Annotated in this window: 20 protein-coding genes, 1 tRNA gene and 1 pseudogene; 7 read left to right on the top strand and 15 right to left on the bottom strand. The window is 36.1% G+C overall.

The genetic code is table 11. The features are described 5' to 3' along the window. On the bottom strand, nucleotides 1-271 hold a 271-nt coding region (locus B5440_RS12710; protein WP_143533312.1), incomplete at its 3' end, for a transposase. Nucleotides 272-333: 62 nt separating this feature from the next. Between B5440_RS12710 and B5440_RS15510 the strand changes: the two are divergent. Continuing rightward, nucleotides 334-477: pseudogene (locus B5440_RS15510) on the top strand (SPFH domain-containing protein); the annotation flags it as partial. 199 nt (nucleotides 478-676) lie between these two features. Here the strand turns inward: B5440_RS15510 and B5440_RS12715 are convergent. From B5440_RS12715 to B5440_RS12730, 4 genes are all read right to left on the bottom strand, one after another. Continuing rightward, the gene (locus tag B5440_RS12715; protein WP_070054224.1) at nucleotides 677-910 is read right to left on the bottom strand and encodes a DUF6327 family protein; all 234 of its coding nucleotides are present in this window, start codon (nucleotides 908-910) and stop codon (nucleotides 677-679) included. A gap of 5 nt (nucleotides 911-915) precedes the next feature. After that, entirely contained in the window at nucleotides 916-1,266 is a 351-nt protein-coding gene (locus B5440_RS12720; RefSeq protein WP_070054223.1) for a phage holin family protein, read from the bottom strand. Between the two features lie 10 nt (nucleotides 1,267-1,276). Next, nucleotides 1,277-1,648 (bottom strand): YtxH domain-containing protein, encoded by a 372-nt coding sequence (locus tag B5440_RS12725; RefSeq protein WP_057480919.1) that lies wholly within the window; start codon nucleotides 1,646-1,648, stop codon nucleotides 1,277-1,279. A gap of 139 nt (nucleotides 1,649-1,787) precedes the next feature. Then, nucleotides 1,788-3,464 (bottom strand): glutamine--tRNA ligase/YqeY domain fusion protein, encoded by a 1,677-nt coding sequence (locus tag B5440_RS12730; protein ID WP_070054222.1) that lies wholly within the window; start codon nucleotides 3,462-3,464, stop codon nucleotides 1,788-1,790. A gap of 196 nt (nucleotides 3,465-3,660) precedes the next feature. Between B5440_RS12730 and B5440_RS12735 the strand changes: the two genes are divergently transcribed. From B5440_RS12735 to B5440_RS12745, 3 genes are all read left to right on the top strand, one after another. After that, nucleotides 3,661-4,377, top strand: coding sequence for a ZIP family metal transporter (locus B5440_RS12735; RefSeq protein WP_070054221.1), 717 nt, complete (start codon nucleotides 3,661-3,663; stop codon nucleotides 4,375-4,377). A 110-nt stretch (nucleotides 4,378-4,487) separates the two neighbouring features. After that, on the top strand, nucleotides 4,488-4,844 hold the full coding sequence (gene folB / locus B5440_RS12740) for a dihydroneopterin aldolase (RefSeq protein WP_070054220.1): 357 nt from the start codon (nucleotides 4,488-4,490) through the stop codon (nucleotides 4,842-4,844). 79 nt (nucleotides 4,845-4,923) lie between these two features. After that, nucleotides 4,924-4,994 (top strand) — tRNA-Cys (locus B5440_RS12745). Between the two features lie 135 nt (nucleotides 4,995-5,129). On the opposite strand, the gene B5440_RS12750 is transcribed toward B5440_RS12745, so the two are convergent. From B5440_RS12750 to rnr, 3 genes are read right to left on the bottom strand one after another with little or no spacing between them, the layout of a single operon-like run. Then, nucleotides 5,130-5,828 carry a LysE family translocator gene (locus B5440_RS12750; protein WP_070054219.1) on the bottom strand — a complete coding sequence of 233 codons (699 nt, stop codon included), beginning with the start codon at nucleotides 5,826-5,828 and terminating at the stop codon, nucleotides 5,130-5,132. 30 nt (nucleotides 5,829-5,858) lie between these two features. Beyond that, nucleotides 5,859-6,530 (bottom strand): head GIN domain-containing protein, encoded by a 672-nt coding sequence (locus B5440_RS12755; protein ID WP_070054227.1) that lies wholly within the window; start codon nucleotides 6,528-6,530, stop codon nucleotides 5,859-5,861. A 22-nt stretch (nucleotides 6,531-6,552) separates the two neighbouring features. Continuing rightward, entirely contained in the window at nucleotides 6,553-8,739 is a 2,187-nt protein-coding gene (gene rnr, locus B5440_RS12760) for a ribonuclease R (protein WP_070054218.1), read from the bottom strand. 1,118 nt (nucleotides 8,740-9,857) lie between these two features. On the opposite strand from rnr, the gene rpiB reads away from it, so the two are divergent. Both rpiB and B5440_RS12780 read left to right on the top strand, forming a co-directional pair. Next, nucleotides 9,858-10,292: a ribose 5-phosphate isomerase B gene (gene rpiB, locus B5440_RS12775; protein ID WP_057481062.1), complete on the top strand. Its 435-nt coding sequence runs from the start codon at nucleotides 9,858-9,860 to the stop codon at nucleotides 10,290-10,292. A 90-nt stretch (nucleotides 10,293-10,382) separates the two neighbouring features. After that, nucleotides 10,383-10,820, top strand: coding sequence for a GNAT family N-acetyltransferase (locus B5440_RS12780; RefSeq protein ID WP_070054217.1), 438 nt, complete (start codon nucleotides 10,383-10,385; stop codon nucleotides 10,818-10,820). Between the two features lie 64 nt (nucleotides 10,821-10,884). Here B5440_RS12780 and B5440_RS12785 read toward each other — a convergent pair whose 3' ends face one another. The 6 genes from B5440_RS12785 to B5440_RS12810 form a co-directional block, all read right to left on the bottom strand. Then, nucleotides 10,885-12,519: a S41 family peptidase gene (locus tag B5440_RS12785; protein WP_070054216.1), complete on the bottom strand. Its 1,635-nt coding sequence runs from the start codon at nucleotides 12,517-12,519 to the stop codon at nucleotides 10,885-10,887. 68 nt (nucleotides 12,520-12,587) lie between these two features. Further along, entirely contained in the window at nucleotides 12,588-12,968 is a 381-nt protein-coding gene (rnpA, locus tag B5440_RS12790; protein ID WP_070054215.1) for a ribonuclease P protein component, read from the bottom strand. 255 nt (nucleotides 12,969-13,223) lie between these two features. After that, complete coding sequence (locus B5440_RS12795) at nucleotides 13,224-15,074, bottom strand: M1 family metallopeptidase (protein ID WP_070054214.1); 1,851 nt, start codon at nucleotides 15,072-15,074, stop codon at nucleotides 13,224-13,226. 142 nt (nucleotides 15,075-15,216) lie between these two features. Continuing rightward, nucleotides 15,217-16,890: a S8 family peptidase gene (locus B5440_RS12800; protein ID WP_070054213.1), complete on the bottom strand. Its 1,674-nt coding sequence runs from the start codon at nucleotides 16,888-16,890 to the stop codon at nucleotides 15,217-15,219. A gap of 140 nt (nucleotides 16,891-17,030) precedes the next feature. Beyond that, nucleotides 17,031-17,894, bottom strand: coding sequence for an MBL fold metallo-hydrolase (locus B5440_RS12805; RefSeq protein ID WP_070054212.1), 864 nt, complete (start codon nucleotides 17,892-17,894; stop codon nucleotides 17,031-17,033). Between the two features lie 100 nt (nucleotides 17,895-17,994). Beyond that, nucleotides 17,995-19,779 carry a cation:proton antiporter gene (locus B5440_RS12810; RefSeq protein ID WP_070054211.1) on the bottom strand — a complete coding sequence of 595 codons (1,785 nt, stop codon included), beginning with the start codon at nucleotides 19,777-19,779 and terminating at the stop codon, nucleotides 17,995-17,997. Between the two features lie 189 nt (nucleotides 19,780-19,968). Between B5440_RS12810 and B5440_RS12815 the strand changes: the two genes are divergently transcribed. After that, nucleotides 19,969-21,888 carry a cation:proton antiporter gene (locus B5440_RS12815; RefSeq protein WP_070054210.1) on the top strand — a complete coding sequence of 640 codons (1,920 nt, stop codon included), beginning with the start codon at nucleotides 19,969-19,971 and terminating at the stop codon, nucleotides 21,886-21,888. Here B5440_RS12815 and B5440_RS12820 read toward each other — a convergent pair. Beyond that, on the bottom strand, nucleotides 21,885-22,646 hold the full coding sequence (locus B5440_RS12820) for a YebC/PmpR family DNA-binding transcriptional regulator (protein WP_070054209.1): 762 nt from the start codon (nucleotides 22,644-22,646) through the stop codon (nucleotides 21,885-21,887). The two genes, B5440_RS12815 and B5440_RS12820, sit on opposite strands and share 4 nt — an antisense overlap. Between the last annotated feature and the right edge of the window lie 119 nt (nucleotides 22,647-22,765).

Below are 22,765 nucleotides of genomic sequence, written 5' to 3' on the forward strand. Positions count from 1 at the left end.
GCAAGGCATTTTTTAAAAAATCATTCTCCACTTTAAGCTCCCCAATGACTTTAAGAAGCTGGTCTTTCTTTTCCTCTGCTTCCGATTTTTTTGATTTTTCACCCTTGGAAAAAACAGTATCGGCCTCCTTAAGGAAATCGCGTTTCCAGGCACCTATTTGCTGAGGGGTGATTTCAAATTTTTGTGCAAGCTCCTTGACAGTTTGCCGCTCCTTCAAGGCTTCAAGGACTACTTTCGTTTTAAACTTGGATGTGAATTTTCTTCGTGTCATAATACAGTAAAATTAAGGTTATTTTTGAACTTAACTTACTGTCCTAATTTTTGGGGGATGATCATTCGCCCCAGGCCGGCAGCGATATGCTAAATAATATGGTGGCTTCTTTTACGGCTTCTAACCAGATTGGAGAAGCTATGCGTAAGAAAAACGAAGAAATTGAACAGGAGAAAAAGAATCAGGATGATTCGAAAAGGAAATAATTAAAACCTATTCCTGTGTAAATAAAAAAAGGTTTGAAGGTTTATTTTCTATCTGCGCCAACCTGAACTAACTTGTTTCAGAACCTGTTCCGAAATTTGTTCGGAGTTCTAAAATGTTAGATTCTGAAATAAATTCAGAATGACGTTTGATTTAAAAAACAAACTTTCAAACCCTTATAATATATTTATAAGAAGTCTTTTAGCCTTTTACTTTAGCAGTTACCTTTTTTAAACCGGTAAGCTTTGTTACAGCTTTAAGGATAAAGGCTTTTTGTAAAATTGATCCTACCATACTTCCGGCAAGAGATAATGGCGATAAAGCGCTTTTAGTCCGCTCCACATTTAATTTTATCTCTTCCTGGTCGATTTTAGTTTGAAGTTTCAGGATTTTTAGATCCCTATCTATTTCTTTAAATGAACTGTATTCCTTCATAGTGATTAGTCGTTAAAAAATTTTCTTGAAACTTTTACCAAAAGTAACTTTTCAATGGGTTTTTTTCCGAAAATAAGAACAAGGAGGAATAGTAAAAAATAGAATCCACCAACAATAAAGTAACCTGAAGACGGCGTACCTATAGCCTCGCTAATAACAATAGCCAGGGCTACAGAGACCAATATTAAAGCAAAAATGAAAAATATACCCAACAATAAACCCTGAACGAGACCAATGGCCCCCTTCATAGCAGATTTAAAGAATTGGAGTTTATAATATTCGGTATTGCTGTGGGCGAATGCCTTTAAATTATAATTTAACTCATCAATACTCCTGGATAATTTTTCAAATGCCATAAATATGTTTCTATACTACTGCTTTGTTAGGTTTACCTTTGTCTCCGCTATCGCCTTCTTTTTGTAGTTTGGCGTTCTGCTTTCTAAGCTCTTCCAATTTCGTTTCCATTGCAGTAAGGATATCATCTGCCTTGTGGCTGGCTGAAGAAAGTGTTTCTTCTAAACGTGTTTCAAAATCTACACGAGCTTGCTTAGCTTTTTCAGTTAAATTAGAAGAAGTTTCAGTATACTTTTTATTCAATTTATCCTGAGCCTTTTTAGACTCATCTTTTAATTTTTTACGGGTTTTTTCACCGCTATCTGGAGCATATAATAAACCTACTCCTGCTCCAATTGCAGCTCCGGTAATTAATGCTAATAGTGTACTTCCTGTATTCGCCATAATAGTTTTTATTAGTTAAGTTAATACTAAATCCAAATATACAAGATGGATTAAGGGTATGCTGTTAATAACCGGTTAATATGTTAAAATCCTTTACTAAAATATTCTTAAAAAGCCACTTAACCAAATGAAGAACAGCTTATTTCTTCTTTGCCCAGGAATCCCTTAGTGTTACCGTACGATTAAATATAGGTTGTCCCTCTTTAGATTCTTTATCTACACAGAAATATCCTATGCGTTGAAACTGAAATTTATCCTGAACTCCTGCCGATTTTAAACTTGGTTCAACATATCCTGTAATCACTTCTAAAGACTCTGGGTTTACAAATTCCATATAGTCCTTTTCCTTATCTCCATCCGGATTTTCTACGCTAAATAAGCGATCGTAAAGCCTTATTTCGGTTTCCAAAGCGTGTTTAGCAGATACCCAGTGTAAGGTTCCTTTCACTTTTCGCATAGATTCTTCGGTACCGCTTCCACTCTTACTTTTAGGATCGTAAGTACAATGGATTTCGGTAATATTTCCTTCGGAATCCTTTACTACTTCTTCCCCTTTAATAATATAAGCGTTCTTTAATCTCACTTCTTTCCCCAGGGTTAACCTGAAAAATTTTCTGTTGGCGCTTTCCTTAAAATCTTCCTTTTCAATATAAAGTTCCCTTGAAAATGGGATTTCTCTACTGCCAGCTGATTCATCTTCCGGGTTATTTTCTGCTTCTAACCACTCTTCTTTTCCTTCTTCGTAATTGGTAATCACCAATTTTACAGGATCTAAAACGCCCATAACTCTTGGAGCTGTTTTATTAAGATCTTCCCGGGCGCAAAATTCTAAATGCGCAACGTCTATCATATTCTCTCGTTTCCCAACTCCTATAGAATCGGCAAATTTCCTTATAGCATTAGGAGTATAACCTCTTCGTCTAAGACCGGAAATTGTAGGCATTCTGGGATCGTCCCAGGAATTAACCACGCCTTTCTCCACCAGTTGCATCAGTTTACGTTTACTAACTACAGTATGGCTTAAGTTTCTACGGGCAAATTCACGTTGTTTTGGCTTTAATTCGCCTTCCTTACTTACCTTTTCTACAAACCAGTTATATAATTCACGGTGCGGTAAAAATTCAAGCGTACAGAAAGAATGTGAAATACTTTCTATAAAATCACTTTCGCCATGCGCCCAATCGTACATTGGGTAAATCTTCCAGTTATCTTTGGTGCGGTGGTGACTCTTGTGTAAACAGCGATACATAACAGGATCCCGCATAAGCATATTTGGAGATTCCATATTTATTTTAGCTCTCAAAACGTGTCCACGTTCTGGAGTTTCCCCGTTTTTCATCTTCTCAAACAGGTCCAGGTTTTCTTCTACAGAACGTTTTCTATACGGGCTTTCCTTTCCGGGTTCGGTAGGAGTTCCTTTTTGCATAGCTATTTCTTCTGAAGTTTGGCTGTCTACATAAGCATCTCCATTCTTAATCATTTCCACGGCCCAGTCGTACAACTGCTGAAAATAATCTGAAGCATAACATTCCTTTTCCCATTTAAAGCCAAGCCATAAAACGTCTTCTTTAATGGCATCTACAAATTCCTGCTCTTCTTTTATAGGATTTGTATCGTCAAATCGAAGATTTACAGGTGCATTATATTTTTCTCCCAAACCAAAATTGAGACAAATAGAAGAGGCGTGCCCAATATGCAGGTAACCATTAGGTTCTGGCGGGAACCTGAATTTTAATTCTTCCCTTTTGTGGGTATTTTGAAGGTCTTCTTCTATAATTTGCTCAATAAAATTGAGTGGTCTTTTTTCTTCAGCCATAATTTAATATATCAAGAACCTCCAGGATTAGAAGGTTAAAATCAGACAATTATTTATAAATTCGAATATTTTGGATTATTCCCCATTTTACAGGAATAAAGCGCAAAGTTACCAAAAATTAGATCGCATAGCCCAAGCTTTCCAAAACAAGAAATAATATATTTATCTTTCATAATATATCAGCTAAAAATCTATTATGCCAGAAGTTCTTTTAATTATACTTTACTCTGCTTTTTCAGGAATTACCGTATTTTTTGGTGGATTATTATCTTATTTCTTCGGAAAAGAATTTAGCGGAAATAAACACAAAAAGGAAATTAATCATTTTGTAATTGCCTTTGGTGGCGGTATTATTCTTGCCGCACTTGCCCTGGTTTTGATTCCTAAGGGCATTGAAGAATTGGAGCTTTTACCGTTAATGTTGTGTTTCGCTGCAGGAACCTTGATTTTCTTCTTTTTGGATAAGAAAATAGAAAAATCGGGCAGTAAATATTCACAGCTTATAGCGATGTTACTTGATTTTATTCCTGAAGCACTTGCGCTGGGAGCTATTTTTGCCACCGATAGAAAAACCGGAATTCTACTGGCTGTTTTTATCGGGCTCCAAAATCTACCGGAATCTTTTAATTCTTACCAGGATCTAACCGCTAATACATTTAAACCAAAAAAAGCACTTAGCATCCTGTTTTTATTAAGTTTTATGGGTATAATTGGTGCTACTACCGGCTTCTATTTGCTTAGTGATTTGCCCCAGGTCACCGCAGGAATTATGACTTTTGCCAGTGGTGGAATTTTGTACCTTATTTTCCAGGATATTGCACCAAGTGTAAAGCTGAAAAAGACCTGGCTACCGGCATTAGGGGCAAACCTGGGATTTTTAATAGGAATTATTGGCGATAAACTTATTCATTAATAAATTGAAATAAAGAACCTGCAAACCTATCTTTGTAAACTATCCTGGAGTAAGTTTCCAAGATATTACAGAACATACAAATCTCGATTATCGAGTAAAAAAACAATCTTTTGGGAAATATAAAATTAAAAAATATCAAGGTTTTTGCCTATCACGGTTGTCTTGATGAAGAAGGCAAAATAGGAAGCGATTATCGTGTAAACCTTAAAGTTAAAGGAGATCTGTCTCACTCTGCCAAAACAGATGCGCTGGCAGATACCATAGATTATGTGCATTTAAACAAAATTGTAAAGGAAGAAATGGCTATTAGGTCTAAACTTCTGGAAGCTGTTGCCGAACGTATCCTAAAACGGGTTTTAGATGAAATAATTTTAGTTCAAAAGGTTAAAGTTGAAGTATCTAAGATTAATCCGCCTATTGGTGGAAACGTGGCTATGGTTAGCGTTATTAGAAGTAAATCACGCTAAAACTTAAAATCATAAATTGCTGCAAGTCTTTTATTTTTTAAAGCTAAATTTTTTATTACATTTGCCAACCCCAAAATAGGGCATCGTGGCCGAGTGGCTAGGCAGAGGTCTGCAAAACCTTGTACAGCGGTTCGAATCCGCTCGATGCCTCAAAAAGCTCCTTTTTTAAAGGGGCTTTTTTTATGCGTTAAATTCAAGGTTTATATTATTTAAAAACTGAATAGTGTCTCAGGTCTCCTGAAGTTTCAGGAACCCCATATAACTTTAATACTTTTAAATTTTTGCTTAATTCTTAATGGTATCGTTGGGAGTGATCGTTTCAATTTGATCTTTAATTCCATCAACCTGGTTAGGAAAGACTCCCTGGAAAATTAGCATTCCGCCAAAAACGATAAGCATTATACTTATTCCCTTTTTCATAAGATAGATTCGGTTTGGGGTAAGTTTTCGGTTCAATTTTTTGGCGAGTAAAATTTTAAAAACATCTAAAACGAGATAAGTTCCTAAAACACTTCCGAAGAAAACCATTATTCTATCCTGTTCCATATCCAGTTTTGGGCCGAAAACAATAATTAATCCCAGCCAGAAACCAAGTACGCCAATATTGATAAAATTCAGTAGAAAACCTTTTACCGCTAATCCAAAATAATCGCTTTTGCTGAGCTTTCTAATCTCTGGGGTGTCATCGTCCTGCCTAAGCACTTTTTTAGTCTGTACAAAGCTCATAACACCGTATGTAGCCAGAATCATTCCGCCAAATAGAAACAAAGCAGGATCGTCTTTAATACGGGAAAGTAATTTTGTGGTACTTAAATAAGCAATAAAAAGAAATATAATATCTGCGAGGATCACTCCAAGATCGAAAGCAAAAGCAGCTCTAAATCCTTTTATAGCAGCGGTTTCCAGTAATACGAAGAAAACCGGACCTAATAAAAAAGCTAAAAAAAGACCTAGTGGTAGGGCTGCTAATACATCCTGAAACATACAATTGTATTATTTTACAAATGTAGACTTTTAGTTTTTTCTAATTACTTTGCCGCCAAACAGGGTATTTTGGTCTAAGGTCTTAGGATTGCCATAAACATTTACGGTGCCCCCGGCCCTAACCTTTGCTTCTACCCTACCATTAGCTGTAATATCGGCAACTCCGCCTGCTTTTATGCTAATTATAGTATTTGTAGATTTTAGATTTTTAGCGAATAATTTTCCGCCGGTATTGATACTTATTTCCTGGTCTTCCGTTTTTCCTTCTACTTCTATTTCGGCGCCTGTATTAGCATCTACATAAAGATTACTAAGATTTACATCAGCAAAAATATCGGCTCCTTCAGAAGCATTTAAATGCAGAGATTCCTGCTTAAGTTTAGAATCCACCTTAATAGAAGCATTTTGGCGGGCATCAATTTTATCAAGTTTTATAAACTGAATAGTGATTTGAGTATTATCATTATCGAGAATTTCATCAATGCTCATTCTCACTTTTAGAACTCCATTATCCATCTTAAATTTTACATCGGTTCTATTTTCACCGGTAACTATGGCTTTATTTTGATTAGCTTCCTTTAAAATTACATCTAAACCATTATAAACCTTAATTTCGTTGAAGTCACCCAAATCCTGAGTTAATTCCTGAGCGCTAAGCATTCCCACACTCATTAAAAACAGTGCAAAAAAATATTTTTTCATCTCTAATTGATTTAAAAAGTTCTTAATCTTCCTTTTTACCAATCAAGGTAAAATCTAAGTGTCTTTTCACTAAATCGGCATTCTTCACTTTTACAATTACCTCGTCACCAAGCTGATAAACCTTTTTAGTTTTTCTACCTACAATGGCATAATTATCAGCATCAAAATCATAATGATCGCCTTTAATATCTCGCAGGCGAATCATTCCTTCACATTTATTCTCTACAATTTCCACAAAAATTCCGAAATCTGTTACCCCGGAAATCACCCCAATAAATTCTCTATCCTGGTGATCTTGCATAAATTTTACCTGCATGTACTTAATAGAATCCCTTTCGGCATTAGTAGAAAGATTTTCCATTTCACTACTGTGGTGACATTTTTCGTCGTATTCATCTTCTTTAGCTGAAGGCTGTCCATCCAGATAACGCTGCAATAATCTATGTACCATAACATCTGGATATCTTCTAATTGGCGAGGTAAAATGCGAGTAATAATCGAAAGCTAAACCGTAGTGTCCAATATTCTCGGTGCCGTAATAAGCTTTGCTCATCGTTCTAATGGCTAGCGTATCTACTAAATTCTGTTCCTTTTTTCCCTGAACATCCTGTAGTAATTGATTTAAAGATGAAGATACGGTTTTCCGGTTTTTAAGATTTAAACCGTGGCCAAACCTGGAAACAAGACTGTTTAAAGAAACCAGTTTTTCTTCATCAGGTTCATCGTGACAACGATAAATAAAAGTCTTCTTTTCATCTTTTTTTCCTATAAATTCAGCCACTTTTCGGTTAGCTAAAAGCATAAACTCTTCAATAAGTTTATTGGCATCTTTAGCTGTTTTAAAGTAAACACCAACAGGTTCGTTTTCTTCATCTAATTGAAATTTAACTTCCACTTTATCAAAAGAAATCGCACCCTGACGCATCCTGGTAGAACGCATCTTTTTAGCCATTGAATTCATAGTTAAAACAGCATCAACAATTTCATCTTTAGCCGTATAAGCTTTATTCTGGATAGAAATATCTTCAGGAATATCACCTTTTTCAGTCTCAATTATTTGCTGAGCTTCTTCGTAAGCGAATCTCGCATCAGAATAAGTAACCGTTCTCCCGAACCACTCATTCACCACTTTGGTATTTTTATCGATTTCAAAAACTGCTGAAAAGGTATATTTTTCTTCATTAGGCCTTAAAGAACAGGCATTATTAGAAAGAACCTCCGGTAACATTGGTACCACCCGATCTACTAAATAAACTGAAGTTGCGCGTTCGTAAGCCTCGTCGTCCAGCACTGTCCCGGGTTGCAGGTAATGTGAAACATCGGCAATATGGATCCCGACTTCTACATTTCCGTTTTCCAGTTTTTGAAAACTTAAAGCATCATCAAAATCTTTAGCATCTGCAGGATCTATGGTAAAAGTCAAAACATCGCGCATATCACGACGTTTTTTAATTTCTTCAGGCTGGATAGAAGTATCAATTTGATTCGCAAAATCTTCTATTTCCTGCGGAAATTCATGCGGCAAACCGTATTGAGCCAGAATAGAATGAATCTCGGTATGATGTTCACCCGGGGTACCAAGAACCTGTATAATTTTACCAAAAGGAGAATCGGCTTTTTCCGGCCATTCTTCTAATTCAACAACAACTTTATCGCCATCTTTTGCTTCTCCCATTTTGTTCTTCTGAACAAAAATATCGGTATACATTTTTGGATCTCCAATAACCACAAAACCAAAATCCTTCTGCATATCAAGAACCCCAACAAATTCGGTTCTTTTTCTATTTAAAATTTTAGTTACTTCTCCTTCAGATTTTTTATTGCGCTTGCGGTTGTAGATATAAATTTCTACTTCGTCTCCATTAAAAGCGGTATTTAGATCTCTTGGTGAGATAAAAACATCGTCTTCTAATTCGTCTACCATCGCATAAGCATAACCTTTGGTAGTCATATCTATTACTGCGCGGTAATAATCGTTGCTTTTAACTATTTTAAATTTTCCGCGGCCCTCTTCTTCAATTTGCTTTTTTGCAGCTAATTGGGCTAATTTTTTAATAATATTATTTCTACTATTAGCATCATTAACGCCAAGCTTAGCGGCAATTTGCTTATGATTAAAGGTTTTACCCGCGTCCTTTCTAAGGATATCTAAAATACTTTTGGAAAGATTACCCTGGTGTTGGGATTTATTTTTATTCTTTTTACTCATTTCAATATTTAAAGTATAAAATTACGGCTTCTGCATTACATGAAGCCTATTTGCGATTAAAGTTTTGTTAAGCGTCCTGAAAATTATCTGCTTATAAAATATTTTAACATTTACTTAACATTATTTTAGCGCTGGGGGAAAACCCTTCTTTTTTGGTTCTCAGCCATTAAGAAAACATCTAATTCTTAATTTTTTCTTAATTTTAATTTAAGGTTCATAGAATCCTTTATTTCCATCTTTGTAATACTTGATAATCTGAGTACTATGGATAAAGCTAAAAAAATATCGCTTCTTTTTTTTCTTATTTTCCTTTTTGGATTAATAGGTTTTATCGCATCTATAAACTCTTCTTTAAATAAGAAAAGCCAGGTAAATGTAAAGTCTGCTCAGTTATATATGGATCACACACTAAGTTATTCAGAAGAAACAATTTATTATTTAAATTAACTTAAAATACTGTTTTTCAGTATTTTAATTTTCTTATTTTTTATTTAAAGATCTATAATCCCGAATTTATTCATTCTCAGCCCTTTAGTTTTTTTACGATTCTAATTTAAAAATCTAAGCCTCAAATTTCAATTTTAAAAGATATCAGTCAATGTTATTAACACTATATATAATTATCTTTTTTTCTTCTTTTTATAAAAATTAAAACTGATGGTTATTATAGCTTGTTAACTTGTAGAACAATTTTTTTAAGCTTTTCTTGGTTTTTAAGTTAGCTTAGTTTGATAACAACTTATTAACATACTTCTAAAGTTCTAAAAGACTGGAAATCTTAGTATTTTAATATTTACTTAACAAAAGTTGATAACCGAATCTTAATATCTAATCGGGATAATTAGAAAATAATTTAGTGTTCACAACCTGTTTTTATATGCTGATAACTTCTCTAAAAATAACAGACTTATAATTTGATTTACTCGCAGATATTTTGCTATTGAAATTTAAATCCAATACCACAAATAAGTTTCTCAGTTTCTCATCAATGCTTATCCACAATGCTATGTCAATACTAAAGCCTTGATTTATAAGCTTATTTAAAAAGTAATTAACAATTGAAAATAGCAATGTTACTAAGTGGTTTTTTTACCTTTGCTGCAGCTAAAACCTTAATTATGAAAATTGCAATAGGAAACGATCACGCCGGTACCGGATACAAGAAAAAAGTTGTTGATTACCTGAAAAACAAGGGTATAGAAGTTATTAATTATGGTACTAACAGTGATGATAGTGTAGATTATCCAGATTTTGTGCATCCCGTAGCCGATGATGTTGAAAACCAAAAGGTAGATTTTGGAATTATAATTTGTGGTAGTGGGAATGGTGCAAATATGACCGCTAATAAACACCAGGGTGTGCGTTCTGCTTTATGCTGGACAGGTGAGATCACTAAACTGGCTAGAGAACACAACAATGCTAATGTATTAAGTATTCCAGCTCGTTTTGTTTCAGAACACCAGGCAGTAGATATGGTTAAAATCTTTCTTGAAACTTCTTTTGAAGGTGGAAGACATCAAAAAAGAGTAGATAAGATTCCGGTTGAAAATTAGAGATATTATCAATGTATATAAAAGACTGTTTAAAACATTTTAAACAGTCTTTTATATTATTATTTCTGAACAAATATTCATTAGAAAAATATGGAAATCCTTATTAAAAATTTCAATGAACTTAGTCTTGAAGAGCTTTACCAGGTTTTACAACTTCGGTCTGAAGTTTTTGTGGTAGAACAGGACTGTGTTTACCAGGATATAGATGGTAAAGATCAAAATGCATTACACATTTTAGGCGTTAAGGATGGAAAAGTAATTGCCTACACTCGCTGCTTTGATAAAGGATTCTATTTTGACGAAGCCGCTATTGGGCGGGTTGTGGTGAAAGAATCTGAACGTAAAAATGCTTATGGCCATCTTATTCTAAAAGCTTCTGTAGAAGCTATTAAAGAGCGTTTTAAAACCGATAATATCAAACTTTCTGCTCAACAATATTTAACCGATTTCTACGAAAGCCATGGCTTTATGCAAATAGGCGAAGGCTATCTAGAAGATGGAATTCCGCATATTGCAATGGTTAAATAAGAATAGATATAAAGATTGAATTTTACTTCCGAAGCATTTAAAAGCCTTTAAAATGCGGGATATACTACCTCAAAATTTCTGAATAACGCTGGCTATCGTTTAAAATAGATTTAGCCTCTAATATTTCAGGATTGTTTTCAACGTAGTATTCATACAAGCCTTCTTTATAGAAATAGCGTTTAATAATCTCATCGGTTAAAATGCTTACTATTTTGTGTTTCTTTTCGTCTAATTCTTTTTTCTTCTGAATTTCAATTTCAGTGGAAATACTTTTATAATGACCTAGAATATCCTGTTCATAACCTTCTTTTGAAGCAATGGTAAGGAGTTCTTCAAGTTCCTGTTCTGTAGCGGTTTTATAGTCGAAATTAGAGGTTTTCAAGAAGGATTTGAAATTGTTGAAATCTACATCGGTGAACTCGAATGATTCAGGATCTTTCAAGTCATTTTTATAATAATATTCTGTAGCAAAATTAAAAATAGCATTCTGTGCGAGTAGCGCATTGGTAATATTACTGTATTCTGAGGTTTCCAGTTTAACATCGGGAGAAATTCCGCCGCCATCAAAAACGCTACGTCCATTTCGGGTTTTAAACTCGTTATAATCTTCTACAGCTCTTTTTATCGCTTTCCCATCTTCATCTCTTTCGGCATAATTTAAAGCCTGAATACACCTTCCACTTGGTGTATAATAACGGGAAATAGTAATCTTAAGCTGGGTACCATAAGCGAGTTCTTTTGGTCGCTGTACCAGGCCTTTTCCAAAGCTTCTGGCACCTACAACCACTCCTCTATCCAAATCCTGAATAGCACCAGCTACAATTTCACTGGCAGAAGCACTCCGTCCGTTGATTAAAACCACCAAGGGAATTTGCGTATCTATAGGTTCTTTTTGGGTTTGGTATGCTTTGTTATATTTTTCTATAACCGATTTGGTGGTTGTGATCAATTCGCCTTTTGGTAGGAAAATATTGCTCACGTTTATAGCTTCAGTTAATAAACCACCGGGATTTCCTCTAAGATCCAGAATAATTTCCTCTGCACCCTGGTTTTTTAAATCTTTTAGCGCCCTTATTGTTTCTGAAGAAGCTTTAGCGTTAAAGCGAGAAAGCACTATATACCCGGTTTTTTCGTCTAAAAGTTCATAAAAAGGGACTGCTTTTAATTGAATAGCACTCCTTGTAAGTTGGGTTGTTTTTATTTCTCCCTGGCGTTTATATTTTAAATTGATCTGAGAATCTGGTGAGCCATTTAGTAATTCTCCAACATCATCGGTATAATCGGCTACTTTTATTCCTTCGACTTCAATAATTTCGTCCCCGGCCTTTAATCCGGCTTTATCAGCGGGATAATTTTTATAAGGTTCCATAATAAGCAAAGTATTATCAACAACCTGCACGGTAGCACCAATGCCGCTGTATTCTCCGGAATTATTGATTCTTGCGGCTTCTACATCCTGTTCGTTCCAGTAATTGGTATATGGATCCAAATCTGCCAGCATGGCTTTAATCGCGGTATCCATTAAAGCGGCGGGATTGATTTCTTCAACATAATTCATGTTGATTTCCTTAAAAAGCGTGGTAAAGATTTCAATTTGTTTGGCGATCTCAAAGAAATCAGATTTAAAGCCAAAACTGCTGAATATTAGCGTGCCACCCAGACAAATTACCGCAATTTTTTTGATGAGTTTCTTTTTCATTTTTCAGTATTTTTGCTCGATAACCGAGATTAAATTTTCTGAGGTGATTTAAGCCGATTTATAGAAATTCAGCTTGTTTTATTTTCCGATTCATTAAACTTCTCCATTACTTTTATCATTGCTTTATTTAGGTTTTCCAGACTAATTTCTTCTCTGGAAATGTAGATAAACATTAAAGCATAAGGTTGTGTGAAGTTGCTGGTTACAAGATACTTATTTTTTCTGAAAGCTTCCCGCATCAAACGTTTAATACGGTTGCGGCCAACAGCAGTTTTTACCAGTTTTTTAGGGACAGAAACTCCGGTTTTAAAATGCTTGATTTCAGGATTGGTAATGGGAAGATAGATGAGTTTTAGCGGATATTTTTTAACCGATTTTCCTTCCTGAAATAATATATCTATGAGCTTTTTGCTCTTTAATTTTTCGTCTTTTCCAAAACTTTCATCCATAGTTCAAAAGTAAGCATAGTTTTAAGTTCTTTATGAAAAATTTAAGCGGAAATAAATGGAATTAATAAGCTATAGGAGTTGAATTATATACGTCAACCTGAACTTGTTTCAGAGCCTGCTCCGAAATTTGTTCGGAGTTCTAACAGGCTTAGATTCTGAAATAAATTCAGAATAACGATTTTAAAAATTGTTATAAAAAAAGACCTCACAGGTTTCAAAAACCTGTGAGGTCTAAATGCTAATTTTAAAAGAATATTACTCCTGTCCTTCTTCTTCTGAAGGTTCTTCGGCAGTATAAAGATTGTTATCTCTTTTCACATCTGCCATTAGTTGAGATTCGTCTATTTCTATACTTTCTATCTCGCTAAGTGGTTTATCTATGTTTAACTCGTAGGTTGGATAGGCCCAGGCCCAATCTTCTGCTACGGTCCAGTTCTCGTGTTCTGCCGGCTTTTCCCAACGCATTATTTGCAAAGGAACATAGATCATTTCTTCTTCCCCGTTGCTGTAACGCACGGTGATATCTATAGGCATTGGCATCAAATTTTTACGTTCTAAAGTTACTTTAGTTGAATTTTCATCTGCTTCGGTAACTTCTTTAATATCATAATCAATAGAAGCGGTAGTACGTGTCCAGTCGTTTAAATACCAGTCTAGTTCTGCTCCCGAAACTTTTTCAGCAATTCTAATAAAGTCGTTTGGGGTAGGATGTTTAAATTTCCATTCATCATAATAACGCTTTAAAGTTTTATCAAGATTATCCTTTCCGATAATATACCCTAACTGAGCTAAAAATACAGCCCCTTTAGAATAAGCAGCGGCTCCATAAGCAGCATTTAAATTATAACGATCTGCCTGAGTAGTTTGTGGTTGCTCAACGCCAGAGTTTGCCAATTGTATATATCCGCGGTAAGATCCTGTATGAGGGTTTTCAGCATAAGTTTCCATCACCTGGTTCATTGCAACACTAGAAATATAACTGGTAAAACCTTCGTCCATCCACTCGTGTTTACTTTCGTTTGTAGCCATTAAATGCTGAAACCAGGCGTGAGCCAATTCGTGTGCAGTAACACCCACAAGACTTCCAAAGTTACGTTCTCCTGTGATTAAGGTTAGCATGGCATATTCCATACCGCCATCACCACCTTGTGCCACGGTATATTGATCCCATGGATATGGGCCGATATTTTCGTTGAAAAACAACAATAAATCTTCGGTTTTTTCCTGAAGATTTTTCCAGTTCTCCTTTATCTCATCATTGTCTTTATAGAAAAAGTGAAGTACGGTTCCGTCTTCAGCAGTTCTTTTATCGTGAATATATTCAGGATCTGCAGCCCAGGTAAAATCGTGCACTTTTGGTGCTACAAAATGCCAGGTATGTGTATCGCCTTCAGCCTGTACTTCTTCATCAGAATAACCATGTCCAATTTCATCAGGATTTTGAAGGTATCCTGAAGCGGCAACGGTATAGTCTTTATCAATGGTAAGTTTTATGTCAAAATCGCCCCAAACCCCGTGAAATTCACGACCAATGTAAGGCGCTGCGTGCCATCCTTCAAAATCATATTCTGCCATTTTAGGAAACCACTGGCTCATAGAAAGCGCTACACCTTCTGAGCTGTTTCTTCCTGATCGGCGAATTTGTTCTGGCACCTGGCCTTCAAATTCCATATTAAAAGTGGCTTTTTCTCCAGGTAAAATAGGCTCATCAAGCTCAACCTCCAGCACAGTACCAACTTCTTCATAAGAAAGTTCGTTACCGTTTTGATCCAGGCTAGACACTCTTAAATATCCCTGTTCTTCTTCGGTTAATTTAGAAATACGGTCTCCTACTCTCCTATCCGGGTCTTTTATGGTTAAGGAACGTACGTCCATTTCACTTCCCGGTTGAAAAGCATTGAAATACAAATGGTAAAAAACACGGTCTAAAGTATCAGGTGAATTGTTGGTATATATCAATTCCTGGGAACCGGTATATTGAAAATTTTCAACATTCATATCTACCTCCATCTTATAGTCTACGTGCTGTTGCCAGTAGCTGGTGTTGTTTTGGGCACTGGCCAGGGAGGTTGCAACAAGGGCCAGACTTAAAAATAATTTCTTCATTTAATTGTGGTTTTTATGATCAAAATATTACTCGATAATCGAGATTTAAATGCTCCGTCCCGAAGCATCGGGATGCCTCGAAATTAAAATATTTTTTTCTATTTATGCCTCGTGGCTTGCACAGAGGTAGTTTACTTGAATTCTATTTGGTTTGTGAGGCTAAAATAAGCGCATTGTAAAGATTTACCATTTTCCCCGAAGTAGATAATTCTTTAAAATCCTGTGTATTGTTTCTATCGCCGCCTACAATAACATCGGCATTGGTGGTTAAACCGCTATCCATAATTACCTGTTTAACCTGAGCAGCGCTTAATTTTGGGTAAAAAGAACGAATAATAGCTGCCACACCTGCAACTGCTGGAGCCGCCATAGAGGTTCCCTGTAGGTATTCGTACTCGTTATTTGGTGTGGTAGACCAAATCTTAGTTCCGGGAGCAAAAACATCAACATTTGTTTTTCCGTAGTTGGAGAAATCGGCTACTAATTGAGCACCATAATCGTAATTAAGAGCACCAACAGTTAAAAAATTATCAGCAATTTCTTGTGGAGCCTCAGGATTTTGATCGTTAGGATAAACGGTATTTTCGTCTAAATTAAGGCCTTCATTTCCTCCGGCATTAACAATTAGCACATCGTTCTTTTCAGCATATCTAATAGCTTCCGTAACCCATTCCGGGTTTGGAGAAAAATACTTCCCAAAACTGGTATTGATCACTTTTGCACCATTATCTACAGCATAACGAATAGCCAGGGCAATATCTTTGTCGTATTCGTCTCCATCTGGCACAGCGCGTAAAACCATAATTTCAGCATTATTTGCTACACCATTTATGCCCATGTTATTATTTCTTTCGGCAGCGATAATTCCGGCTACGTGGGTACCGTGTTTAAGATCTTCTTTATCTTCTGATGGTCCCATCACATTGGCGTTTCCGTAATCAGTATCTGTAATATCATAAGGATCGTCACCTACGGGTGCACGTCCATCCAACTCCAGGTTAAAATGAGTCTCCAGCCTGTTTGCATAATATTCTATGCCTTCATCCAGTTCTTCAAGCGCTTCCGGAATATTTTCATTTACGTTATTCTGAATTTGCTGCAGCATTCCTTTGTATTGGGCCATCTGGCCTGAAGCTTCCATTTTATTAAGCTCTTCTTTGGTATAATTTTCTTTACCAAGTTGTGAAGAAACAGCCTGGTGCGCAGCTACCAGTTGCTTTTTGATCTGCTCATACTGATTTCTATTCTGAACGGTTTCTTCATATTCTTTTTCGTATTCTTCTTTTGCTTCCTGGTAATAGATAAATTCAGCACGATCTGCAGTGCTTATAGAGCTTGCAGTTTTACCTTCATATTTCGGCTTTAAGCGCTTATAAATACGGGTATACTCTAAATTTTCTTCTACTGCATCGCCAAGGAAATTCCAGCCGTGCATATCGTCTATATAACCATTGTTATCGTCGTCTTTCCCGTTACCGGGGATTTCATCTGAATTTGTCCAGATAACGCCGTCAAGGTCTTCGTGTTCAATATCAACGCCGCTATCTATCACGGCAACAATAGTTTTTTGACCTTTATTGTTTTTAATTATTTCTGAATATGCTTTCTCAACGCTCATACCGGGGATGGTATCTGTCATAAGATCGGCACCGCCCCAACCTTTTAACTGGGTTTCAGAGAGATCTGTAATTTTAAGCGGAATAGAATCTATGTTGGCTATTGGCGTAGAAACTATTTTTGGGGAACCACTTCCGCAGGAAGCTAATATAAGTGCGCTTCCCATAACTAGCGCGGGTTTTAAAAAAGGTATCTTCATTATTTTTATAAATTACTTTTGAAAAATTATTTACTCAATAATCGAGATTTAATGCAGCAAGGCTGGCCACGAAATTAAAAATATTATTTTTTATGAATGTCTCGTGAGCTTGCTCCGAGGTAGTTTACTTAATTTATTTTTTAATTGAAAAGTTCGTTAAAAGTAAAGGTTTTGTCTAACCTAACTCCCTTTTCAGTGTTTTTTAAGGTGATAATTTCGTTGTGGGCATCGTGCTCCAGGAACAAATAATAACCTTCATCTGCCGCTTTCTTTAAGAATTTTTCTTTTTCAGTTAAAGTGAGCAACGGCCTGGTATCAAAACCCATTACGTAAGGTAAAGGAATATGGCCGGCGGTTGGCAGCAAATCTGCCATAAACACGAGGGTTTTATCTTTATATTGAATATGCGGAATCATTTGTTTATCGGTATGTCCATCTACAAACAATACGCCAAAATCAAATTCTTTAGCCTGAGTGTAAATTTCGTTCTCTTTACGATCTAGAAATTGAAGTTTCCCGCTTTCTTCCATAGGCAGAATATTTTCAGGGAGAAACGAGGCTTTTTCGCGGGCATTAGGTTCTGTAGCCCACTTCCAGTGATCTTTATTGCTCCAAAATTTAGCATTTTTAAAAGCCGGTTCATAACCGGTTCTATCTTTATTCCATTTTATAGCGCCTCCCACGTGATCAAAATGCAGGTGGGTTAGAAAAATATCGGTAATATCATCTCGGTGAAATCCGTGTTTTTCCAGTGATTTATCTATAGAATGTTCGCCCCAGGGATAATAAAAACCGAAGAATTTATCGCTTTGCTTGTCGCCCATCCCGGTGTCTACAAGCGTAAGTTTATCTCCATCTTCAATTAAAAGGCAGCGAGCCGCCATATCTATCATATTGTTAGAATCGGCAGGATTAGTTCTATTCCAAAGGCTTTTAGGAACCACGCCGAACATTGCGCCGCCATCCAGTTTAAAATTTCCTGATTCTATGGGATATAATTTCATAAGATTCAATTTAGTTTCTGCAAATTACTAAAAGCAAAAAACATGCACTGCTAAAATTCTGTTAGTAGGCATGTTTTAAAACTTCAACTGTAAAAAGTTTCTACTCCAGGTAAATTACTTTTTCACCCTCGGCTATGGTATCGTTGTAATGGAATGGTCTTATAATTCCTTCAGTATTAATTATAAAAAACGGTAAAATTGAATTTTTATCTCCTTTATGCTCTTTTACCCATTCCCGGGTGGAGATCTCTTCTTTAATAGTGAGTGTATTTTCTTTAAAATCTCCATTACTAATTTTAGAGGCCCAGGGTTCTAATTCGGTTTTATTAGCGAAAAGCGAAGTAGCATTAATTTTATCGAGCATATTTACATCTGCCCCGGTCTCACTGGGCGATACCAATACAATTTTGTTAGGTATATAGAAAGCGTCTTCGGCAAGTTGTGCGGCAAGGAAGTTTATCTCATTATTACCCGTAAGTCCAATAAAAGTGCCTTTTTCTATGGCTTTTGCATCTTCCATGGTTTCTTCTTTTAAAATATTCCCGTACATACTGTTGAAACCTTGTTTTTTAGCTTCAGCCACCATTTCGCGGTTCGCATCTATAATAATCACCTCATTTTTATCCTGAAGTTTTTTCGCCATGTATAAACCAAGCGGATTGGCACCTAAAATGATATAACCACTCTTGGACTCCTGGTGAACCAATTCGTTTCTTTTTCTTAGCCAGTTTGTGGTCCAGGTTAAAAGAAATGGTACTGTTAACGTCGTGAAAATGGCCATAAAAACCAGGATAGAAAAGATCTCATTAGTAATTATCCCCATTTGCAAACCAATACCCGCAATAATAATTTCTACCGCTCCCCGTCCATTCATTCCGGTTCCTACGGCGATACCTTCGCGCCAGCCGTAACCACTTGGAAGATAGAATAAGGCCGTACCAAAAATTTTCCCTACCATCGCCACCAATGTAACTACAATAAGCATCACCAGATCTGTTTGAAATACCTCCAGAGTTACATTAAATCCTGCGGAAACGAAGAAAATAGGCGCTAAAAATCCGATAGAAATATCGTGAAATATATTGTTTATATCTTTAGAAATTTGCCGATTAAAAACGCCATCTCTAATAAATAATCCTGCCATAAAAGCTCCTAAAATACTATGTAAACCGGCTACTTCAGCTAATTCTGAAAAGCCCAGCACGATAATAAGAATTAAAGTGAAATGAAGGGTGCGGCTGTTAATTTTAGACTTCATTAAAAACCTACCCAATAATGGCAATAGATAAATTCCCGCCAGGGCGGTAAAAACAAAAAACAAGATAGCTTTTCCGGCAACCCAGGCTAAACCAAGAGTATCAATACTTCCGGCATCTACATAACTTATAATTCCTGCGAAAATAACCAGCGCGAGGGTATCCGAAATAAGGGCACCGGCCATAAGTACATAAGCTATTCTGGTATTGAGCAACTTTAGGTCTACCAAAATCCTGCTTTTGGTGGCGAGAGAGGTTACAGCTACAGCAATAGCCACAAAAATTGCAGCCATTTGGGTCCCTCCAAAATAAATTATCGTGTAATAACCCAGTGCAAACGGAACTATAAAACCCCCAATCGCGGCTAAAAGTCCCGGCCAGGAAGCTTTCCCAAGGTCTCGAAAATTGATCTCCATTCCTATGTAAACCATAAGCAGGATGATGCCTACTTCTGCCAACACATTAATCATTTCTGAAGTTTCAAGGAATGCAAGTAGCGCAGGACCAAGTAAAATTCCTATGATTAATTCTCCCAGGATGGCCGGATAGCCCAACCTTTTGGCGGCCGATCCTCCTAACCAGGCACTGGTTAAGATGATTAACAAATTAAGGATATTTAATTCTTCCATAATTAATAATTTGGCTAATTAACATACAAAATATTACTAATTTCAGAATATATATGCAAATAGATAAAATAAATGTAGTTTACAATAAAAATTTCTTTTTTTATTTCAAAATAACTGAATTCCTTATATACTTGCGGTTAAATCGAGGTATTTTTGTAAATAGCAATTTATAGCTAAAATGACGTACGCATGTTAGAACTGGCAAGTTTGATAATATTGGGGATCCTGGCCCAATGGTTGGCCTGGAAAATTAAAACTCCTGCAATTTTACCACTTATATTAATAGGGCTTTTAGTTGGACCTATTTCAACATTAATTAGTGAAGATGGAACCAAATGGGTAGAACCTATTTGGAATGGCTCTGAAGGTTTATTTCCGGGCGAAAGTCTTTTCTACTTTGTATCACTGGCAATTTCGGTAATTCTTTTTGAAGGTGGTTTAACCCTTAGAAAAGGGGAAGTTGGTAATATTGGCCCTGTAATTTTAAAATTAATAAGTGTTGGTACTATCGTCACTTTTCTGGGAGCCGGTCTTGCAGCGCATTTTATTTTTGACCTTACCTGGCAGATTTCCTTTTTATTTTCAGCATTAATTATCGTAACCGGGCCCACGGTTATTACGCCAATTCTGCGAAATATTCCATTAAAGACTCACGTTTCTTCTATTCTTAAATGGGAAGGAATTCTTATAGACCCTATTGGGGCACTTATTTCTGTATTGATGTTTGAATTCATTAGGGTAGAAGGCGGACAGGATTTTACGCAAACTGCACTAATTGAATTCGGTAAGATCTTACTTTTTGGATTTACCTTCGGATTTACATTCGCTCATTTATTAGCTTTTCTGATTAAAAAACAAATAATTCCACACTATTTATTGAATGTTTTCACCCTTGCAACCGTACTGGGTGTCTTTGTTATGGCAGACATGTTTGCCCATGAAAGCGGACTTTTAGCTGTGGTAATTATGGGAATGGTAATGGGAAATAAGGATCTACCTAACATTAAGGAGTTACTGTATTTTAAAGAGTCACTTAGTGTTTTATTGATCTCCATTCTGTTTATATTATTGGCGGCCAATATTGAAGTTGAAGAACTTTTACTGGTCTTTAACTGGAATTCACTTATTCTTTTTGGAATTGTTGCTTTACTGGTAAGACCAATTGGGGTGATCTTAAGTTCACTCGGTTCTGGCTTAAAGGTGAACGAAGTAGCTTTTATAAGCTGGGTTGGACCGCGAGGTATTGTTGCTGCAGGTATCGCCTCTTTATTTGGCTTGCGTTTGGCTCGTGAAGGTATTGAAGGTGCCGAATATATTACGCCGCTTGTTTTTATGATCGTGCTTTGTTCGGTTTTACTAAATGCCGCTACAGCCAGGGTTTTTGCCCGCTTGGTAGGCGTATTTATTAAAGATTCTCAGGGAATTTTAATCATTGGCGCTTCCTCAATTTCAAGATTAATAGGAAAATACTTACACGATAACAAGCGTCATGTAGTGCTTTTAGATAACAATTCTGATAATGTAAAAAAGGCCCGAAAATTGGGAATTGATGCTATTGAAGGAAGTGTATATGCAGATGATTTAATGAATAATATTGAATTGAATGATATTGGTTACCTGATGGCTATGACCGGAAATAGCGATATCAACAAAACCGCCATCTCAAAGTTTAAAAAGCAATTTGGTGAAAATGGATCATTCAGGGTTATTACTGCAGACGAAATGAATAATCCGGAGAAGAATCCAACTGAAGGTTTATTCTCTCATACAGACGATTATATAAAACTTACAGACGTTTCCAGAAACTATCCTAAGATCCACGAGATTACGCTTAACAGTAAAGAGCATTATGAAGGTCTAATAGAGATTTCAAAAACCGATACCGATATTATCCCGCTTTTTGTGAAAAGTAAAGATGGAGATTTAATTATAATTCCTTCACACAGTTCTGAAGTTGAAATTGAAGAGGATTATCAACTGGTTTATCTTGGGAAGAAAATTCAACGGGAAGAAAAAGCTGAAGAAGATTATGATGAAACCATAGATAAAGAAGAGGCAGAACAAGATATAAAAGAAAAAAAAGAGCAGGAGCAGGAAGAAGATAATTAATCTTCGTGCTCCATTTCTGCTACCAATTCGTCGGTGATTTCCATATTGTGATAAACATTCTGAACATCATCGTCGTCCTCAAATTTATCTACCAGGTTGAGTATTTTTTTGGCATCTTCAACCGGTAATTCTACAGTATTTAATGGAATACGCTGAACTTCAGAAGATTTAACTTCAATTTCCAGTTCTTCTAATTTTGTAGACATTAGTCCAAAATCAGTAAAATTGGTGTAGATGGTGATAAAGTCTTCTTCTTTCTCAATTTTTGAGGCTCCACCTTCAATAAGTTCAAGTTCAAATTCCTCCAGGTTCATTTCTATCTTTTCCCTTTCTATGGTAAAAACTCCTTTTTTATCAAAAAGAAACTCCAGGGAACCATTCGTGCCTAAATTTCCGCCGTTTTTAGAAAAAGTAGAGCGAACTGATGCTACGGTTCTATTTGTGTTATCGGTAGTACATTCAATAAAGAAAGCTATTCCGTTGGGTCCATAGCCTTCAAAAGTTACCAGTTCATAATTATCGGCATCAGCTCCACTGGCCTTCTTTATAGCGCGTTCTATGGTGTCTTTGGGCATATTCACACCCTTGGCATTAGAAATTGCATTACGTAGCGTAGGATTGGTTTCAGGATCTGCGCCGCCACCTTCTTTTACCGCAACGCTAATCTCTTTTATTGCTCGGGTAAACTGCTTTGCACGTTTTTTATCCTGCGCACCTTTTCGGTGTTTAATATTTGCCCATTTACTATGTCCGGCCATTTTTTTAGTCTTTAGTCATTAGGCGGTAGACCTTAGAAAAAGCTACCCCTGAATTTAATTCACCACAAATTTAAAAAATGAACTACAAGTTAAGAAATGATATGAAAATGTTTATCCAA

Origin of the sequence: Salegentibacter salarius (assembly GCF_900168265.1) — a bacterium.
GTDB lineage: Bacteria > Bacteroidota > Bacteroidia > Flavobacteriales > Flavobacteriaceae > Salegentibacter > Salegentibacter salarius.

What these genes read in the sequence shown, in the direction of transcription:
- B5440_RS12750 (WP_070054219.1), bottom strand. Translation starts at nt 5,828, where the DNA reads ATGTTTCAGGATGTATTAGCAGCCCTACCACTAGGTCTTTTTTTAGCT.
- B5440_RS12730 (WP_070054222.1), bottom strand. Translation starts at nt 3,464, where the DNA reads ATGGCTGAAGAAAAAAGACCACTCAATTTTATTGAGCAAATTATAGAA.
- B5440_RS12800 (WP_070054213.1), bottom strand. Translation starts at nt 16,890, where the DNA reads ATGAAGATACCTTTTTTAAAACCCGCGCTAGTTATGGGAAGCGCACTT.
- B5440_RS12755 (WP_070054227.1), bottom strand. Translation starts at nt 6,530, where the DNA reads ATGAAAAAATATTTTTTTGCACTGTTTTTAATGAGTGTGGGAATGCTT.
- rpiB (WP_057481062.1), top strand. Translation starts at nt 9,858, where the DNA reads ATGAAAATTGCAATAGGAAACGATCACGCCGGTACCGGATACAAGAAA.
- B5440_RS12735 (WP_070054221.1), top strand. Translation starts at nt 3,661, where the DNA reads ATGCCAGAAGTTCTTTTAATTATACTTTACTCTGCTTTTTCAGGAATT.
- B5440_RS12780 (WP_070054217.1), top strand. Translation starts at nt 10,383, where the DNA reads ATGGAAATCCTTATTAAAAATTTCAATGAACTTAGTCTTGAAGAGCTT.
- rnr (WP_070054218.1), bottom strand. Translation starts at nt 8,739, where the DNA reads ATGAGTAAAAAGAATAAAAATAAATCCCAACACCAGGGTAATCTTTCC.
- B5440_RS12815 (WP_070054210.1), top strand. Translation starts at nt 19,969, where the DNA reads ATGTTAGAACTGGCAAGTTTGATAATATTGGGGATCCTGGCCCAATGG.
- B5440_RS12785 (WP_070054216.1), bottom strand. Translation starts at nt 12,519, where the DNA reads ATGAAAAAGAAACTCATCAAAAAAATTGCGGTAATTTGTCTGGGTGGC.
- B5440_RS12795 (WP_070054214.1), bottom strand. Translation starts at nt 15,074, where the DNA reads ATGAAGAAATTATTTTTAAGTCTGGCCCTTGTTGCAACCTCCCTGGCC.
- B5440_RS12720 (WP_070054223.1), bottom strand. Translation starts at nt 1,266, where the DNA reads ATGGCATTTGAAAAATTATCCAGGAGTATTGATGAGTTAAATTATAAT.
- rnpA (WP_070054215.1), bottom strand. Translation starts at nt 12,968, where the DNA reads ATGGATGAAAGTTTTGGAAAAGACGAAAAATTAAAGAGCAAAAAGCTC.
- B5440_RS12810 (WP_070054211.1), bottom strand. Translation starts at nt 19,779, where the DNA reads ATGGAAGAATTAAATATCCTTAATTTGTTAATCATCTTAACCAGTGCC.
- B5440_RS12715 (WP_070054224.1), bottom strand. Translation starts at nt 910, where the DNA reads ATGAAGGAATACAGTTCATTTAAAGAAATAGATAGGGATCTAAAAATC.
- B5440_RS12805 (WP_070054212.1), bottom strand. Translation starts at nt 17,894, where the DNA reads ATGAAATTATATCCCATAGAATCAGGAAATTTTAAACTGGATGGCGGC.
- B5440_RS12725 (WP_057480919.1), bottom strand. Translation starts at nt 1,648, where the DNA reads ATGGCGAATACAGGAAGTACACTATTAGCATTAATTACCGGAGCTGCA.
- B5440_RS12820 (WP_070054209.1), bottom strand. Translation starts at nt 22,646, where the DNA reads ATGGCCGGACATAGTAAATGGGCAAATATTAAACACCGAAAAGGTGCG.